12 protein-coding genes and 10 tRNA genes are annotated in these 16,241 nt (G+C 36.3%); 2 read left to right on the top strand and 20 right to left on the bottom strand.

Annotation, left to right across the window (positions count from 1 at the left end):
* Positions 1 to 90: 90 nt before the first annotated feature.
* Positions 91 to 1,617 carry a flotillin lipid rafts scaffold protein FloT gene (locus CN326_RS10470; RefSeq protein WP_098308965.1) on the bottom strand — a complete coding sequence of 509 codons (1,527 nt, stop codon included), beginning with the start codon at positions 1,615 to 1,617 and terminating at the stop codon, positions 91 to 93.
* Positions 1,618 to 1,629: 12 nt separating this feature from the next.
* Positions 1,630 to 2,172: an NfeD family membrane protein gene (locus CN326_RS10465; protein WP_098308964.1), complete on the bottom strand. Its 543-nt coding sequence runs from the start codon at positions 2,170 to 2,172 to the stop codon at positions 1,630 to 1,632.
* Positions 2,173 to 2,865: 693 nt separating this feature from the next.
* On the opposite strand from CN326_RS10465, the gene opuD reads away from it, so the two are divergent.
* Together opuD and CN326_RS10455 are read left to right on the top strand one after the other, a co-directional pair.
* A complete protein-coding gene (gene opuD, locus CN326_RS10460) occupies positions 2,866 to 4,416 on the top strand; it encodes a glycine betaine transporter OpuD (RefSeq protein WP_098308963.1) in 1,551 nt (516 codons plus the stop codon).
* Positions 4,417 to 4,649: 233 nt separating this feature from the next.
* Positions 4,650 to 5,912 carry an S-adenosylmethionine decarboxylase related protein gene (locus tag CN326_RS10455; RefSeq protein WP_098308962.1) on the top strand — a complete coding sequence of 421 codons (1,263 nt, stop codon included), beginning with the start codon at positions 4,650 to 4,652 and terminating at the stop codon, positions 5,910 to 5,912.
* Between the two features lie 59 nt (positions 5,913 to 5,971).
* Here CN326_RS10455 and yhbH read toward each other — a convergent pair whose 3' ends face one another.
* The 18 genes from yhbH to CN326_RS10365 form a co-directional block, all read right to left on the bottom strand.
* Complete coding sequence (yhbH, locus tag CN326_RS10450) at positions 5,972 to 7,147, bottom strand: sporulation protein YhbH (protein WP_098308961.1); 1,176 nt, start codon at positions 7,145 to 7,147, stop codon at positions 5,972 to 5,974.
* A 366-nt stretch (positions 7,148 to 7,513) separates the two neighbouring features.
* Complete coding sequence (locus CN326_RS10445) at positions 7,514 to 9,409, bottom strand: PrkA family serine protein kinase (protein WP_098308960.1); 1,896 nt, start codon at positions 9,407 to 9,409, stop codon at positions 7,514 to 7,516.
* 301 nt (positions 9,410 to 9,710) lie between these two features.
* Positions 9,711 to 9,845: a hypothetical protein gene (locus tag CN326_RS25075; RefSeq protein ID WP_255258121.1), complete on the bottom strand. Its 135-nt coding sequence runs from the start codon at positions 9,843 to 9,845 to the stop codon at positions 9,711 to 9,713.
* A 64-nt stretch (positions 9,846 to 9,909) separates the two neighbouring features.
* On the bottom strand, positions 9,910 to 10,398 hold the full coding sequence (gene trmL, locus CN326_RS10435; protein WP_098308958.1) for a tRNA (uridine(34)/cytosine(34)/5-carboxymethylaminomethyluridine(34)-2'-O)-methyltransferase TrmL: 489 nt from the start codon (positions 10,396 to 10,398) through the stop codon (positions 9,910 to 9,912).
* A gap of 55 nt (positions 10,399 to 10,453) precedes the next feature.
* The gene (locus CN326_RS10430) at positions 10,454 to 11,350 is read right to left on the bottom strand and encodes an amidase domain-containing protein (protein ID WP_098308957.1); all 897 of its coding nucleotides are present in this window, start codon (positions 11,348 to 11,350) and stop codon (positions 10,454 to 10,456) included.
* 49 nt (positions 11,351 to 11,399) lie between these two features.
* The gene (queG, locus tag CN326_RS10425; RefSeq protein WP_098309097.1) at positions 11,400 to 12,539 is read right to left on the bottom strand and encodes a tRNA epoxyqueuosine(34) reductase QueG; all 1,140 of its coding nucleotides are present in this window, start codon (positions 12,537 to 12,539) and stop codon (positions 11,400 to 11,402) included.
* Positions 12,540 to 13,173: 634 nt separating this feature from the next.
* Positions 13,174 to 13,247, bottom strand: a tRNA-Gly gene (locus CN326_RS10420).
* Between the two features lie 113 nt (positions 13,248 to 13,360).
* Positions 13,361 to 14,011: a DsbA family protein gene (locus CN326_RS10415; protein ID WP_098308956.1), complete on the bottom strand. Its 651-nt coding sequence runs from the start codon at positions 14,009 to 14,011 to the stop codon at positions 13,361 to 13,363.
* A gap of 338 nt (positions 14,012 to 14,349) precedes the next feature.
* Complete coding sequence (locus CN326_RS10410; protein WP_098308955.1) at positions 14,350 to 15,117, bottom strand: transglycosylase domain-containing protein; 768 nt, start codon at positions 15,115 to 15,117, stop codon at positions 14,350 to 14,352.
* A 229-nt stretch (positions 15,118 to 15,346) separates the two neighbouring features.
* Positions 15,347 to 15,428: transfer RNA gene (locus CN326_RS10405), tRNA-Leu, on the bottom strand.
* 6 nt (positions 15,429 to 15,434) lie between these two features.
* Positions 15,435 to 15,508 (bottom strand) — tRNA-Cys (locus CN326_RS10400).
* 10 nt (positions 15,509 to 15,518) lie between these two features.
* A tRNA-Gly gene (locus tag CN326_RS10395) sits at positions 15,519 to 15,593 on the bottom strand.
* A gap of 5 nt (positions 15,594 to 15,598) precedes the next feature.
* Positions 15,599 to 15,673, bottom strand: a tRNA-Gln gene (locus CN326_RS10390).
* A 114-nt stretch (positions 15,674 to 15,787) separates the two neighbouring features.
* A tRNA-His gene (locus CN326_RS10385) sits at positions 15,788 to 15,863 on the bottom strand.
* A gap of 10 nt (positions 15,864 to 15,873) precedes the next feature.
* A tRNA-Trp gene (locus CN326_RS10380) sits at positions 15,874 to 15,947 on the bottom strand.
* Positions 15,948 to 15,961: 14 nt separating this feature from the next.
* Positions 15,962 to 16,045 (bottom strand) — tRNA-Tyr (locus CN326_RS10375).
* An 8-nt stretch (positions 16,046 to 16,053) separates the two neighbouring features.
* Positions 16,054 to 16,129: transfer RNA gene (locus tag CN326_RS10370), tRNA-Thr, on the bottom strand.
* Positions 16,130 to 16,142: 13 nt separating this feature from the next.
* A tRNA-Phe gene (locus CN326_RS10365) sits at positions 16,143 to 16,218 on the bottom strand.
* Between the last annotated feature and the right edge of the window lie 23 nt (positions 16,219 to 16,241).

The following is a 16,241-nucleotide window of genomic DNA, read 5'->3' as shown; positions in this document are numbered from 1 at the left end:
CCTATGTCACTTGATTCAATCATATCTAGTCTTTTTTATAGATATACTAAAAATAAGAAAACTCTAGNNCTAGAGTTTTCTTATTTTTAACTAATTATTATCTTTGTTTTCTTCAACTACTTGCACAACCATCTTTTCCTTCGTTGTCTGCTGCACTGCACCTTTCCCTGCAAAACTTTCCAGCAATTCTTTCAAATCAATCCCTGAAGAAGCTTTTAATGTTTCTTGCATCGTTGCCATTAAATCTGTTGCATAGCCTGCTACTTTACCAGCACCGCTGTTTTTTCCACCGCCGCCTGTATCCACAACTGTAATTTTGTCGATATTACTAAGCGGGCTTGCAATTTCTTTCGCATAACTTGGTAACATTTTCAGTACCATATCCATAATCGCTGCTTGACCGTATAGTTCAAATGCTTCAGCAATTTTTTGTTTTGCTTCTGCTTCAGCAAGACCTTTCAGTTTAATGACATCTGCTTCCGCTGTACCTTGTGCTTTTTGTACTTCTGCTTTTGCTAAACCTTCAACACGCACTTCTTCTGCGCGTGCTCTTGCTTCAGCCTCAATCTTATACTGCTCAGCATCTGCTCTTTTTATTTGTTTCACTTTTTCTGCTTCAGCTGCCTGCTCAACTGCATAACGATCAGCGTCTGCTTTTTTCTTCACTTCTGCGTCGTATTGCTTTTCACGACGAGCAATTTCTTTTTCTTCTAATTCGATTTGTTTTTCACGCTCAATAATTTTTACACGCATTTGCTCTTCTGTTACACCTTGTTGTGCTTTCGCCTGCTGTAATTCATATGAAAGGTCTGCATCAGCACGCGCTTGTTCTTGCTCTCTTTTATATGCTTGCACCTTTAATTCTTTATGTTTCTCTGCTTCAGCAATTTGTGCATCTCGTTGATACTCTGCTTCTTTTGCTTCTTTTTCAGCACGCGCTTTTTCAATCCGTGCCTCTTTTTCTCGTTCTGCGTTTGCAATTGTTGCATCACGTTTTACTGTTGCAATTTGCGGCTGTCCAAGTGCATCTAAATATCCATTTTTATCACTAATTTCCTTAATAGTAAATGATACAATGCGAAGTCCCATCTTCTTCAAATCAGTGGAAGCCACTTCATGTACTTTTTGTGCAAATTGTTCTCTATTACTATAAGCATCTTCAACTGTCATAGAAGATAAAATGGCGCGTAAATGCCCTTCTAACACTTCCTTTGCTTCTATTTTTAATTCTTCTGTTTCTTTTCCTAAATATTGCTCTGCTGCTGTTGATACCTCCTCAATTGTAGAACCCACCTTAATAATAGAAACACCATTTACTGTTACAGGAACGCCTTGCTTCGTATATGTATCGCGTGTTCCCACTTCTAACTTATAGTTTAATAAACTGAGAGGTTCTGCTTGTTGCATAATTGGTACAACAAATGTACCACCACCGCGAATAATCTTAATTTTCTTACCATCATCTGTTGTAACAACATTTTTCCCACTGCCTAGTCCGCTTCCCGTTACAATCAAGGCTTCATCTGGACCGACAGTACGATATTTTGTAATAAAGACTAAAATAAGGATAGCTAATATTGCTAATAAAACACCGCCAATAATTAATGGAACCATAATAAATCCTCCTTATTATTTTGGTTTCTTTAAAGACATTGCTAAATTTTGCACAAGCAAAACACCGTCTTGCACAGCTTCAACAATGACATAAGATCCTTGTAAAATATCTTTCTTTCCTATCGTTTTAGCTGGCATCGCATTACTGCCAAATTGAGAAACTAACAAAACTTCACCTAGTCCTTCTTTCGGAATTGTTATAATCACTTCTCCCTTACACCCAATAAATTCTTCCATACGGTGCATTGTATTTTGCTCTGCCTTAGAAATTGGTGCTAAAATAAGCATTTTCATTGTAATAACACCAACAAGTGCAAGAAAAAAGGCAACGACAAAAATAAAAATACTTCCCCAAGAAAGCATATATTCAAAGATATATCCAAAACCACAAAACATAGCAAGAAAGCTAAATAATATTGTTACAGGTGAAGTCGGTCCGCCTACTATGTGAAATAATGATTCAAACACATCACTAAAAAATAAATATATAACAGTAATGAATGTCGTTATAATAAACCCGTATAAGTAAATTATTTCAAGTTCATGGCTAAACAACAGCGCTTCCCCCTCCTTTCATCAATGCGTCCATCTTCTTATATGTATGCATCTCCCCCTTCAAATTTTATCTTTTTGAAATTTTCATTTATTTATTCCGTAGCAAAAGGGGTCTGCATCACAGACCCCTTAAAAAGACACAAGAGGAGCCTGTAGTGACAGGCTCCTCCTCAAAAATAACCGGTATGTTGTATATCCATATAATATATTATTTTACATAAAAAGTAAAGATGTACATGCGTTAGAATTTTTTAAAAATTAACTTTACTTGATACTGACGATGAACGAAAAACTATAAAAAACCAAATAATGTTAATAATTGCTGTTGTAATACAAAAACTTATGACTCCTACAAAATCAAAGATAGTAGCTTTTGATCCATTTTTATTCATCTAAAAATTATGGTATGATAAAAGGTAAATGATGTAAAATCACATAAATTATGGTTTATTGATATTAATTGTAGAATGCCTTATTTACATAAAAATGATTGATAATACTTGTTGGAAATATAACACACTTAAGTGGCAAAAAATGATGAACAAACAATATATAAAACTCTATTTGTAAACGTTTCAGTTTATATTACATTTTCTACTATCTATCATCGACTTCTAAGGTCGTGTTTTGACACGTCTCTTAAAAATTGTTATGGTTAATATAATTATTAACTTTATTAAATAAAGGTGGGATTGGATGCTCAAAAAAGAAAACAGTGTATTTTATATCTCTATTTTGCTGACAACCTTGTTTATTATATGGGGTGTACTTCCAGCAAAATGGATACAAGGCTATGATTTACAAAGTGTTACCTCGTCGTTAAACTCTTTTATCCTCAGTAATTTTGGATGGTTTTATTCTCTATTAATGACCGCAATGGTTCTTTTAGCCGCTTACTTAGCATTTTCGAAATACGGTTCCATTCGTCTTGGTAAAGATGATGAAAAACCAAAATATAGTTACCTTTCATGGATCGCAATGTTATTTGGAGCTGGTATGGGAATCGGCCTCGTCTTTTATGGCATTTCCGAACCAATATCACATTTAAATGCTCCTCTTACAAGTGAACCTGGCAGCCAACAAAGTGCTGAACTCGCAATGCAATATTCATTCTTCCATTGGGGATTATTCCCTTGGTCATTATATGCAATCGTCGCTTTAGTTCTTGCATACTTTACCTTTCGCAAACAAAAAGGTAGTACAATTAGCGCTGCAGTTACTCCTTTATTTAATCGATCGAAAACATCACCTATCGGAAAAACGGTTGATATTTTAGCTGTTTTAGCCACAGTATTCGGAATCGTTCCATCCGTAGGAATTGGTGCACAGCAAATTGCTAGTGGATTACATTACTTATTCCCTTCTATTAGCAATACAGTTGGCACACAGCTCGTACTAATTTTAATCTTTACAGTCCTCTATTTAACGAGTGCACAAACAGGATTAGATCGTGGGATTAAATATTTGAGTAACTTGAACATTTCCCTTGCAGGAATTTTACTCGTTTCCTTTTTAATTTTCGGGCCAACTGTTTTTATTATAAAATATTTCATATCAACATTAGGATCTTATATAGGGTCATTGCCAAGTATGAGCTTGAACTTAGGTGCTTTTAGCGATCACGATTCTGCATGGATTGAAAAATGGACACTCTTCTATTGGGGATGGTGGATTTCTTGGTCGCCATTCGTCGGTACATTTATTGCACGAATTTCACGTGGACGCACAATTCGTGAATTTATTTTCGGCGTTGTATTAGTCCCAACATTAATCTGCACATTTTGGTTTACAGTATTCGGTGGAACAGCCATTCACATGGATATGTTCCAATCATTGGGAATCGCGGACGAAATTACAAAAAACGGTATAGAAACCGGTCTTTTTGCTGTCATTTCTCATTTACCGTTTTCATCATTTCTAACAATTGTTGCGTTAATTTTAATCGCTACATTCTTTGTTACATCTGCAGACTCCGCAACGTTTGTTGTAGCCATGCAAACAAGTAATGGAAATTTATCTCCTAGCAATCGCTTAAAACTCATTTGGGGACTTACCATTTCAGCAATTGCAGCAATCTTATTACAAGCAGGTGGTTTAGATGCTCTGCAAATTGCAGCAATCCTCGCAGCATTTCCATTTTCAATTGTTATTATATTAATGGTGACATCGCTATTTAAAGAATTACGAAAAGAAGCTTTTACAATACAACGAACACCAAAATCGCAAAGTGTGCAAAAAACTGGATAATCATACTTTTCACTATTCCATCCGCAGTCTTCCAAATAGACTGCGGTTTTTTCCATATTCATAGATTAGGTGAAACTTCTATCAGTGGACCTATCTTCTTCGCTTCTCTCTCAATCTTGAGATGGTGGGCTTACTGCCATACGGGATAAACAATGAATTTTTATGCATGTATGGACAAACAAATAATCCTTTCTCATATGAAGAGCATATCTTAATCACATAGGAGGGAAAACATGAAAAAAGAACAACTCATTCTTACTATACTTGGAAGCAGCGGCGGCGCTGCTCGTGCATTTTTATCTTTATTAAATCATGCCGTGAAAGATAGTCATAATCCTTTATACTCTCAATTGCAAAACTGTTCGATCCATTTAATTGACATAAAGCAAAAACCGCAATCCTATTTTAAAGAAATGTATCCTGCATTATACGAGAGTTTTACATTTCATATGTTCGATCTAAGCGATAACGCATTATTTCGAAACCATCTACAAAAAACGGGGACAACCCTGGTCGTTGATGCTTCCTTGGCAGATGCAGTAGAAATGTTGACATGCTGCAATGAATTTGGTGTGCATTATATTAATACGGCACTGCAATCACCAAAAATCGATGCGAATGAGCATATAAAACGCTTCAGTTTACTAGAAAGACAAAATTTCTTTGAAGAGCATAAACCTACTTTCACACAAATGACAGGTATTATTTGTTCCGGTATGAATCCCGGCGTCGTCCAATGGATGGCAATTAAATTAATGAAGCAAAATCCTACGGAAATCCCCCTTGCTTGTTTCATCGTCGAACACGATACAACTTTCTATCATGATCCAACTCTTATTAAAGAAAAAACAGTATACTCGACATGGTCTCCAGCAGGTTTTTTAGAAGAAGGCATTTTAAACTATCCTCTTTTTATGAAACATCAAACTCCCATTCTCTTATGTAACACTGCTTATGAACAAGAATTTAAAGTAACGTTAGGAGATAAACAGTTTTTCGGTTGTTTAATGGGGCATGAAGAAGTAATTAATCTCGGAAAATTGTACGACATGGAGGTTGGTTTTTTATATCGTATCAATGATTATATGACACAATTAATCCATAAAAATCAACATAATATTGATGAATTATGGAGCTGGAATCATCACGTATTAAATCCAGAAAACGGACAACTCATCGGTGAAGACTTAATTGGCATCTTACTTGTGTATAAAGAAAAAGAGGTATATATGTACAACACTACTGCTACCCAGCATGTGTACACACAATACGGAACAAATGCAACTTATTTTCAAGTGGCTTGCGGCGTTTACGGGGCACTTGCTAGCCTCTTACTCGACAATTTACCGCTTGGTTGTTATTTTGTAGATGAACTTCTTTTAAATACAAATTCGAAGTATGGTGATTATCTTTCATATTATATGAAAGATTTTGTAATAGGAGAAAATGGTACGACAGATGGTTTATTATTTGATCGCATAAAAAAGATTGAGTAGTTTTTACTACTCAATCTTTTTGGTTTCACTAGAAAACAAAAACCCCTTCACTTAGGGGTTCAAGCCATCTTTTCCTTCGATTCTTCTCGGAAAAAGCTCCTCATCGCATGAAACACGTCAGCTTTTTGTTTTAAAATATAATAGCGAAACTTCTCATCTTTCACATTTTTATATGCTGACATGAGTGTACTATGACGATTATACTGATTCACTTCTCCATACCCAAACATATTAGATACTTTCATCAATTCTTGCACAAGTTTTACACAGCGGGCATTATCAGATGTTAAATTATCTCCATCCGAGAAGTGGAACGGGTATATGTTATAGCGTTCCGGAGAATATTTTGTTTCAATCAGTTCTAATGCTTTTCTGTATGCCGATGAACAAATTGTTCCACCGCTTTCACCTTTTGAGAAAAATTCTTCTTCTGTAACAACTTTTGCTTCTGTATGGTGTGCGATAAATTCAATATCTACTGTTTCATATTTCGTACGTAAAAAACGGGCCATCCAGAAGAAAAAGCTACGAGCCATATATTTTTCCCAAAGCCCCATCGAACCGCTCGTATCCATCATTGCTAACACAACAGCTTTTGATTCTGGCTTCAAGACTTCGTTCCACGTACGGAATTTTAAATCTTCCCGCTTAATTGGATGAAAAGCTGGATTGCCATTCATTGCATTTCGTTTATAAGCAGATATCATTGTCCGTTTTTTATCGATGTTTCCCCAAAGTCCTGTTTTACGAATGTCGTTAAATTCAATGTGTTCAATACGATTTTCATCCAGTTCTTTACGCTGTAAATTAGGAAGCTCTAATTCTTTAAAAAATGCTTGCTCAAGCTCTAAAATCGATACTTCCGCCTCGTAATAATCTTCTCCTGCAGAGTCTCCTGCTCCTTGCCCTTTTCCTGGTCCTTTTTGCTTTTGACCGCTCGATCCATCTCTCGCTACAACATCCCCGACTTTACTATCACCAGTTCCTTGACCAACGTGCTTATTTTTATCATAGTTGTAACGAATTTTATATTCATCTAGTGAACGAATTGGTATTTTTACAACATCCCTACCATTGGACATGATAATACTTTCTTCTGTAACAAGGTCTGGTAAATTATTTTTTATTGCCTCTTGTACTTTTTCTTGATGACGTTGTTGATCATCATGTCCTTTACGATGGAGGGACCAATTTTCCTGTGAAACCGTATAATTATATTGATTTTCTTCTGCCATTCCTTTCCCTCCTTACATAATTTTTTATACTTTCACTTAAACACAGATTAAAACACGAAAATCCGACTAAGAGAAATTTACTTTTACATTAATAAAAACTGATACACTTTCGCAATTAAGAAAGAAACACAATGCATTGTTGCACACTTTACAGCTGCACAACATATTGTATTGTGTTGACTTTTTTCTGTATGAATGGTTGGTTACTCTATCATATGCTCATTGTGAAAATAATTGACAAATAAATTCATAAGATTGCATTTTAATTTACTCATAGTGGACAAGCACCTCTTATAGTCGAAAATAAAATATAAAAAAGCTGCCCCTTTCCAAGAGACAGCTTTTCTTTTTCTACAACTATGATCATTATCGATTTAACAAACTACCTACATAACGTAATAATTCATTTGCAGATGTGGAATTATAGCCATGTTCATCAATTAATCGTGCTACAACATTATTAATTTTCTTCAGCTGATTTTCATCCGGCGTTTTCGTTGAAGTCGTAATCTTCACAACATCCTTCAAATCGGCAAATAGTTTCTTCTGGATTGCTTCACGAAGACGCTCATGTGAATTATAATCAAATCGCTTCCCTTTGCGAGCATATGCAGAGATACGAATTAAAATCTCTTCACGGAACGCTTTCTTCGCATTTTCTGAAATGCCAATTTGTTCTTCAATAGAGCGCATAAGTTTTTCATCCGCACTCATTTCTTCTCCAGTTAATGGATCGCGTAGTTTTGATTTATTGCAGTATGCTTCTACGTTATCTAAATAATTATCCATAAGTGTCTTCGCGGATTCTTCATATGAATATACAAATGCTTTTTGTACTTCTTTCTTCGCAATTTCATCATACTCTTTACGTGCTAATGAAATGAAATTCATATAGCGCTCACGATCTTCATTGCTAATAGATGGATGTTGATCTAATCCATCCTTTAAAGAACGTAATACATCTAAAGCATTAATTGATGCTATTTCTTTACGAATAATTGTAGAAGAAATACGATTGATAACATAACGCGGATCAATTCCACTCATACCTTCATCTTGATATTCGCGCTGCAGTTCCTCTACATCAATAGAATTGTACCCTTCTACCATTTCACCATCATATAAACGCATTTTCTTAATTAAATCGATGTCTGGCCGCTTCGGATCTTTTAAGCGTGTTAAGATTGTAAACATTGCTGCAACGCGAAGTGTATGCGGTGCAATATGAACATCAGAAACATCACTTTCATGAATCATTTTCTCATAAATATGCTCTTCCTCACTTACCCGTAAGTTATATGGAATTGGCATTACAATAATCCGCGAATGAAGTGCTTCATTTTTCTTATTAGAAATAAAAGAGCGATATTCTGTTTCGTTCGTATGTGCAACAATTAATTCATCTGCGGAAATCAGTGCAAATCGGCCTGCTTTAAAATTCCCTTCTTGCGTTAACGATAATAAATGCCATAGAAACTTTTCGTCACATTTTAACATCTCTTGAAATTCCATCATCCCACGGTTCGCTTTATTTAATTCTCCATCAAAGCGGTAAGCGCGTGGATCTGATTCTGAACCAAATTCAGCAATAGTAGAAAAATCAATACTACCTGTTAAATCCGCAATATCTTGTGATTTTGGATCAGATGGACTAAATGTTCCAATCCCTGTTCTGCGATCTTCTGAGAAGAAAATACGCTCCACAATTACATCTTCAATTCTGCCTCCATACTCTTTTTCTAGGCGCATTAAGTTTAATGGTGACAAATTCCCTTCAATTCGCACGCCATACTCTGCATAAAAATCATCACGTAAATGATGCGGAATAAGATGAAGCGGATCTTCGTGCATTGGGCATCCTTTTATTGCAAAAACCGAACCGCGATCTGTATGTGAATATGCCTCTAATCCACGCTTTAACATCGTAACCAATGTAGATTTCCCACCACTAACTGGTCCCATTAATAATAAAATCCGTTTTCTTACATCTAAACGTTTTGCAGATGGATGAAAATATTCTTCTACAAGACGCTCTAATGCTTCTTCTAATCCAAATAATTGATTACTAAAGAAATTATATTTTCTCAGGCCGTCTACTTCTTCAATTCCAGCATCCTTAATCATATTATAAATACGAGAATGTGCTGTTTGTGCCACCCATGGTCTTTCTTTAAGAAGTTCTAAATAATCAGCAAATGTCCCTTCCCACTTTAAACGTTCTTCTGTTTCCCGGTGCTGTTCAATTTTCTTTAAAATATCCATTATAGCTCCTCCCCCATCTCCTTGTTCAAGCGGATTATTATAAAAGTATGCGAGGATGTCCTTAAACATTCGTACGAATCCAAATGAAATCGCACACAAACTTTATAAATTTTATTACCAAAATTGAAAGAAAATTCGATATAATACAAGTAATAGGGACTGAATATGAATGGGGGGCTAAATTCTCATGAAACTTTTATTAATTTTAGGTGTTATGCTCACATTTCTCACTGCTATTTTCACATCAGGGTACAATGATAAACCAGGAACAAAATAAAAAAAGTGATGAGCTTGATGCTCATCACTTTTTATCTGTCATAAAATAATAACCTTGGGCTAAGATCGCATTTTTTTCTTTCAAAAATTGAATTTGTTCTTCCTCCTCTGCTCCTTCGGCAATGATATTCAACCCTAATGAAATTTGTCGTTTTTTCAAACAGATGCAAGCTTTATTAAAAAATATTAGTTTTCTTCAAAAAAAAACCGTCATATGACGGTTTTTAATAAACAATTTCTACATCTAATCCTGGATAATTTTGCTGGCGCAATGCCTCATAAATTAAAATTGCTGCAGTATTAGATAAGTTTAAAGAACGGACTTTATCAGTCATTGGAATGCGTAAGCAATGATCAAAATTATGTTCAATCACATTTGCTGGAAGACCATTTGTTTCTCTTCCAAATACGAAATAGTAATCTTGCTCCACATTGCTATAATCAAATGTTGTGTGTGCTTTCTCTCCATACTTTGTTAAGTAGAAAAATTCACCATTTTCATTTTTCTCATAAAATTCCTCAATAGAGTCATAATACGTAATTTTTACGTGCTCCCAATAATCTAATCCAGCACGCTTTAACGCTTTATCGTCAGTAGAAAATCCAAGCGGTCTAATTAAGTGTAATTCTGCACCTGTTGCTGCACAACTACGCGCAATATTACCTGTATTCGCTGGAATTTCTGGTTGATATAAAACAACATGTATTCCCACAATGTTCACCTCAATCTTTTTCTACTACGTATTATACCACTTGGATAAAAAATCTCTAGTCATTATCAAGAATATGAAAAAACTTATATTTCATTTGCGGTGTATACTTACTTGAATCTTCATAATCCCAATAACGTCTGCGACTATTGGCAGAATGTGCATTTACAAGAGGCATACCATTCGCATCTTTTGCCACGACAATTGTCGTATGATTCCATCTGCCATCATTTTCAAAATCATATACAATGATATCTCCAAGCATTAGATCCTGTGGCTTCTCAACTTGCTTTGCTCGAAGTCCTAGAGAATCACTTGATAAGTACCAATGAAAAGAATGAGCTACCGCCCAGCTCCAGCTCCATTGGCGATTTTGCTGCCACCATCCACTGCGAATATTCGGATATCCACTCATTGGTGTTTCACCAGCATGCAGACATTGAGAAATAAAATTTGTACAATTATCTTGGAAATTCTGATAAGCTGGATTCCGATCATCCCACCACCGCTCTGCATATTTCACTGCCTCTAAGCGATTATAACTGTATGGAATATATTGTCCTTTTCCCTTTGTTACTTCACGTTCTAACGTTCCAACTTTCTGTTCATCTATCGGCGTTCCAATTGCTATATCTTGCTTGATACATCCATCTTCTAATCGTAAACGCCTCTCCATTTGTTCTTCCTCTACATAAAATAAATGATGATGACGAATAAAATACTGAAAATGAATTTGATAATCTACTTCATCATAGTTCACACCTTTTAACTGTCTAAGAAAAGATACGTTAGCATTGCTTTTTACAATCTCCGCATTACGCCTTGTAAAGAGCTTCTTTTTACGGTGTAACATGTCTACAATATCATCTGGAATTTCTGCTTCATTCATACGTTTATTTGTTATATAATCCAATTGCCCTTGCAGACACTGTTGAAGATGCTGTTTTATAGACATAGAGTCTCCCCTCCCCTTATTACAATATGAGGGACCGAGGGATAATCTGCTATTTTTTCTCAGCTAACAGTTCAAGACCGCGATTCATCTCATAAAGAACTTCTTCATCTTTTTCTCGCTCTTTCGCTTTTTCAATCGCCTCTTGCACACCTTCTCCGCCAATTTTACCTAGTGCCCATGCTGCTGTGCCGCGAATAACAGGACGAGGATCTTCTTTCATTACAGCAATTAAATCCGGAATGGCCGTTTCATCTTTAAAATGAGCCAGTGCCAAGATTGCATTTCGCTGCAACGGCTTTTTCCCGCGCCACGATCCAGACATAATCCCATACTTTTCTTTAAACTCACGATTGCTAATGGTCAGAAGAGGCTTTAATAGCGGTTTTACAAGTTCAGGATCGGGTTCCATTTCTGGATGATTATGAAAATCGATCCCTTTATTTTTTGGACAAACAGTTTGACACGTATCGCATCCGTAAATGCGATTTCCAATCTTATCTCGATATTCTTCCGGAAGAAATCCTTTCGTTTGCGTTAAAAACGCAATACATTTTTGAGAATTTAATTGTCCTCCTTGGACAAGCGCTCCTGTCGGACAAACATCAATACACTTCGTACAGCTCCCGCATTGATCTTCAATTGGAGTATCTGGTGGAAAAGGAATATTTGTAATCATCTCGCCCAAATAAACGTACGAACCAAATTCCGGTGTAATAATAGAACAATTCTTTCCGCTCCACCCAATGCCTGCTCGCTCTGAAACAGCACGGTCGCTTAATTCCCCTGTATCTACCATCGATTTAACTTCTATATTTGGTAAGCGATCGATTAAATATGCCTCCAGTTTCTCTAAACGATCACGCAAAACAAGATGATAATCTTGTCCCCAAGAAGCACGGCAAAAAATACCTCGTCGCTCACCGCGTTTGCTTAGCGGTGCATTTTTTAGTTTTGAAGGATAAGCCAATGCAATAGCAATAATTGATTTTGCACCCGGTAATAATAATTGCGGATTCGTTCTTTTCTCTATATCCGATTCTTCAAATCCAGATTGATATCCCAATTGTTGCTGCTGCATAAGTCGTTGCTTTAACTCTTCAAATGGCGAAGCACTTGTAAAGCCTATTTTATCAATTCCAATTGTTTTACTATAAGCTATCACATCTTGCTTTAATTGTTCGAAGTTCACACTTACTCTGCTACTGAAAATGTGTACAAACATACCCATTTAGAGTTTTCCAGCTTCTACAAACCCAATCTCGTCACCTTGGTTTGTATCGTCCCCCATAGGCCTAATTATTTGCCCAGCCATCGGTATATATATGTTGGTTGATTAAATTCATACAACATATTCTGCTTATTGAGGTTCCGCCTCTTTTCAGTAACAGTTTTACCACCTTTCTTTTTATAAAGTGAAACTTCCATCAGTGGGGTTTTTTGATCCCCCACTGATGGAAAGCCCACCCAATGGGGCTTTTACGGGCAGTAAGACCCCACCTATCTTCCTCGCTGCTTTCTCAATCTTGAGGTGGGGTCTTACTGCCCACGAATAGCGGGATACAATCCATATAGAGGTTGTTGTTCACACTTTAATGTCCTCATTAATTATGTTTCATTTATATTTACAAACGATTCACTATTTCTTAATATATTCACTGATAAACATTTCACTTTATTATAACAACATATATCATAGGAAATTCCACATTACTATTTTCACGCATATTCATGCATTCCAAACATAAAAAAACGCAATACCTCGTTTATCTGAGAAACGAAACACTGCGTTGATCACAATTATTATAGAAATTTGGAATGATATCTGGAGCGGGTGAAGAGAATCGAACTCTCGACCAGAGCTTGGAAGGCTCTTGTTTTACCACTAAACTACACCCGCAAATATAAAGAAAATATTAATTTTTTGTTAACTTATGTTAAGAAGTATAGCATGGAATATAAGGTGTTGCAAGAATTTTATCGAAAAAAGTCGAAAAAGTGATGAATCACTCATCACTTTTTCGACTCTTTATCAATTGCAGCTTTAATACTATCGTAGTCCGGATTAACAAGCTTACCATTTACGTATATGGATGGTGCACCTTGTACTTTTAATTTCTCAGCAAGGTCAAGATCCTTCTGTACTTTATCTTTTATTTCCTTACTATTTAAATCCTTTTTAAATTCCGCTACATCAATACTAGGAAGCTTTTGCTTTACTATATCTACTAATAAATCCTCTGTAATCCACTCTTCTTGTTCATTCTGTTGCTTTTGATATATTTCATCATAAAATGTCCAAAAAGCTTTTGGATCTTGCTTATAAATCGCTTCCCCAGCAGCTGCTCCTAAATCAGAATCTTTCCCAATGAATGGAAAATTAATAAAATGCAGCTGAATTTTCCCTTTGTTAATATAATCTTCTTTTAAACGTGGTAATACCGTTGCATCCCATGTACGACAAGCTGGACATTTAAAATCTCCAAACTCAACAACATGAATTGGAGCATCTTTCTCTCCTAACGATTGTTGTGTACCATATGAAAATGTATCTTTTCCTTTTTCCGTCTTATTACTCACAATGCTATATGCAATCGTCCCAATTACAATAAGTACCGCAACAGTAAAAATAACACCGAGAATTATAATATTTTTTGATTTCATACACATTCCTCTTTAATGTTTTTATTCTTTGTATGATGCTTATATACATTACTCATGATATCAATTCTCATATAAACAGTCCATTGAAGTTGCTCATAAAATAAGCAAAATTAAACAAATGTGACAATATTGTGTCTCACTTTTCTTAAATTCATTCACGTAAAGTGAAACTTCCATCAGTGGGGGTTTTCTTTATCCCTCACTGATGGTTAACCAATCGGGCTCTTACGGGCAGTTATCTCCCACCTATCTTCTTTGTTTTCTCAGAATCTTGAGGTGGGAGTCTTACTGCCCGTTAGTGCGGGATAAAAAAGAGTAAGTTCATTTTGAACTTACTCTTAACTAACCGCCTTTACATGCTGTACTGGTTGATTTTTAGGAATATCCTGACGAATGACAAGCTTTTCATTTGTAGCTTGTACATATTCTGCATGAGTAATATACCCTTCTTGCTCCATAAGCTTTAGCACAATATTACGTCTTTCTACAGCTTTATCATAATGTTGTATTGGTGAATAATAAGTTGGAGCTTTCACAACAGCTGCAAGCATAGCACTTTCACTCAATGTTAATTGATCTACCTCTTTACCGAAATAAAGTTTGGCTGCTTCCTCAACTCCCCATGCTCCTTCTCCATAATAAATATTGCTTAAGTACAATTTTAAAATCTCATCTTTCGTAAATGTTCGTTCTATTTTTTTTGTATAGAAAACTTCATCCCATTTACGAGAAAATGTTCGTTCATTTGTTAAAAAAACATTTTTTGCAAGTTGCTGAGTTATTGTACTACCACCTTGTACAACATGACCAGCCTTTATATTTTCTACTGTCGCTCTGACAATTGCAATATAGTCTAATCCATTATGATGATAGAAGCGCTTATCTTCAGTTGCAATAAATGCAGTACCTAATTGTTCTGGCACCTCAAAATGAACAGGTACTTTCAATTTACTTATATCTTTGTTTTCAATCATTTTATTTCCAGCAAATAATAATGCACAGCCTAGTAATAATAATAATATAAGAGCTCTATAAAAAATTTTTGTTATCGGAGTTAAAGTAATATGATGATCAAAAGCAGTACGATGTACTGTTCGTTCTTTCACAACAGACACCCCCCGTTCCTTCCAATATTCATTGTTCTTAATTTAAGAATACCTTGCTTTTTAAAAATATCCAATCGATTTCTCTTACAACTTCCTTACAAAGTTGTAATTTAAATGAAAGAAAAAAAACGTTTTCTACTGCGGTAGAAAACGCTTGATATAATCAAATTATCCACGCCTATTATACGTCTAGAAACACAAAAAAAACGAGTTATCCTCGTCTAAACAGTACCGATGGTCGGGGTCGAACCGACACTCCTTACGGAACACGATTTTGAGTCGTGCGCGTCTGCCAATTCCGCCACATCGGCATAATATGGAGGCGGCAACCGGATTCGAACCGGTGGTAAAGGTTTTGCAGACCTCTGCCTTACCACTTGGCTATGCCGCCATATTAAATTTGGAGCGGAAGACGGGATTCGAACCCGCGACCCCAACCTTGGCAAGGTTGTATTCTACCACTGAACTACTTCCGCAAAAATGGCTGGGCTAGCTGGATTCGAACCAGCGCATGACGGAGTCAAAGTCCGTTGCCTTACCGCTTGGCTATAGCCCATCGAATTATTAATACATTATATGATTTATTATCATTTTTATTACTTTAAATATCCAAACTCGACATTTAGTATATTATCATAACTAATTTAATTTGTAAAGTAATATTTAAAAATGGGGCGACTGATGGGAATCGAACCCACGAGTGTCGGAGCCACAATCCGATGCGTTAACCACTTCGCCACAGCCGCCATGCTGTGTTGGCAGGGGCAGTAGGAATCGAACCCACGCCGGAGGTTTTGGAGACCTCTGTTCTACCGTTAAACTATGCCCCTATATAAAATGTAAATGGTGGAGGGGGGCAGATTCGAACTGCCGAACCCGAAGGAGCGGATTTACAGTCCGCCGCGTTTAGCCACTTCGCTACCCCTCCGACTTACATGGTGCCGGCTAGAGGACTTGAACCCCCAACCTACTGATTACAAGTCAGTTGCTCTACCAATTGAGCTAAGCCGGCATTATATCTAAAATGGTGGCTCGGGACGGAATCGAACCGCCGACACGAGGATTTTCAGTCCTCTGCTCTACCGACTGAGCTACCGAGCCTTCATAAATGGCGGTCCCGACCG

It is taken from the genome of Bacillus sp. AFS018417 (assembly GCF_002560985.1).
Classification (GTDB): Bacteria; Bacillota; Bacilli; order Bacillales; family Bacillaceae_G; genus Bacillus_A; species Bacillus_A rhizoplanae.
The sequence above is the reverse complement of the archived record's forward strand: the minus strand, read 5'-3'. Positions and strand labels throughout refer to the sequence as shown.

Bases quoted from the DNA above. Each gene is read 5' to 3' on its own strand.
- opuD (WP_098308963.1), top strand. From the start codon at position 2,866: ATGCTCAAAAAAGAAAACAGTGTATTTTATATCTCTATTTTGCTGACA.
- CN326_RS10455 (WP_098308962.1), top strand. From the start codon at position 4,650: ATGAAAAAAGAACAACTCATTCTTACTATACTTGGAAGCAGCGGCGGC.
- yhbH (WP_098308961.1), bottom strand. From the start codon at position 7,147: ATGGCAGAAGAAAATCAATATAATTATACGGTTTCACAGGAAAATTGG.
- CN326_RS10445 (WP_098308960.1), bottom strand. From the start codon at position 9,409: ATGGATATTTTAAAGAAAATTGAACAGCACCGGGAAACAGAAGAACGT.
- CN326_RS10430 (WP_098308957.1), bottom strand. From the start codon at position 11,350: ATGTCTATAAAACAGCATCTTCAACAGTGTCTGCAAGGGCAATTGGAT.
- CN326_RS10415 (WP_098308956.1), bottom strand. From the start codon at position 14,011: ATGAAATCAAAAAATATTATAATTCTCGGTGTTATTTTTACTGTTGCG.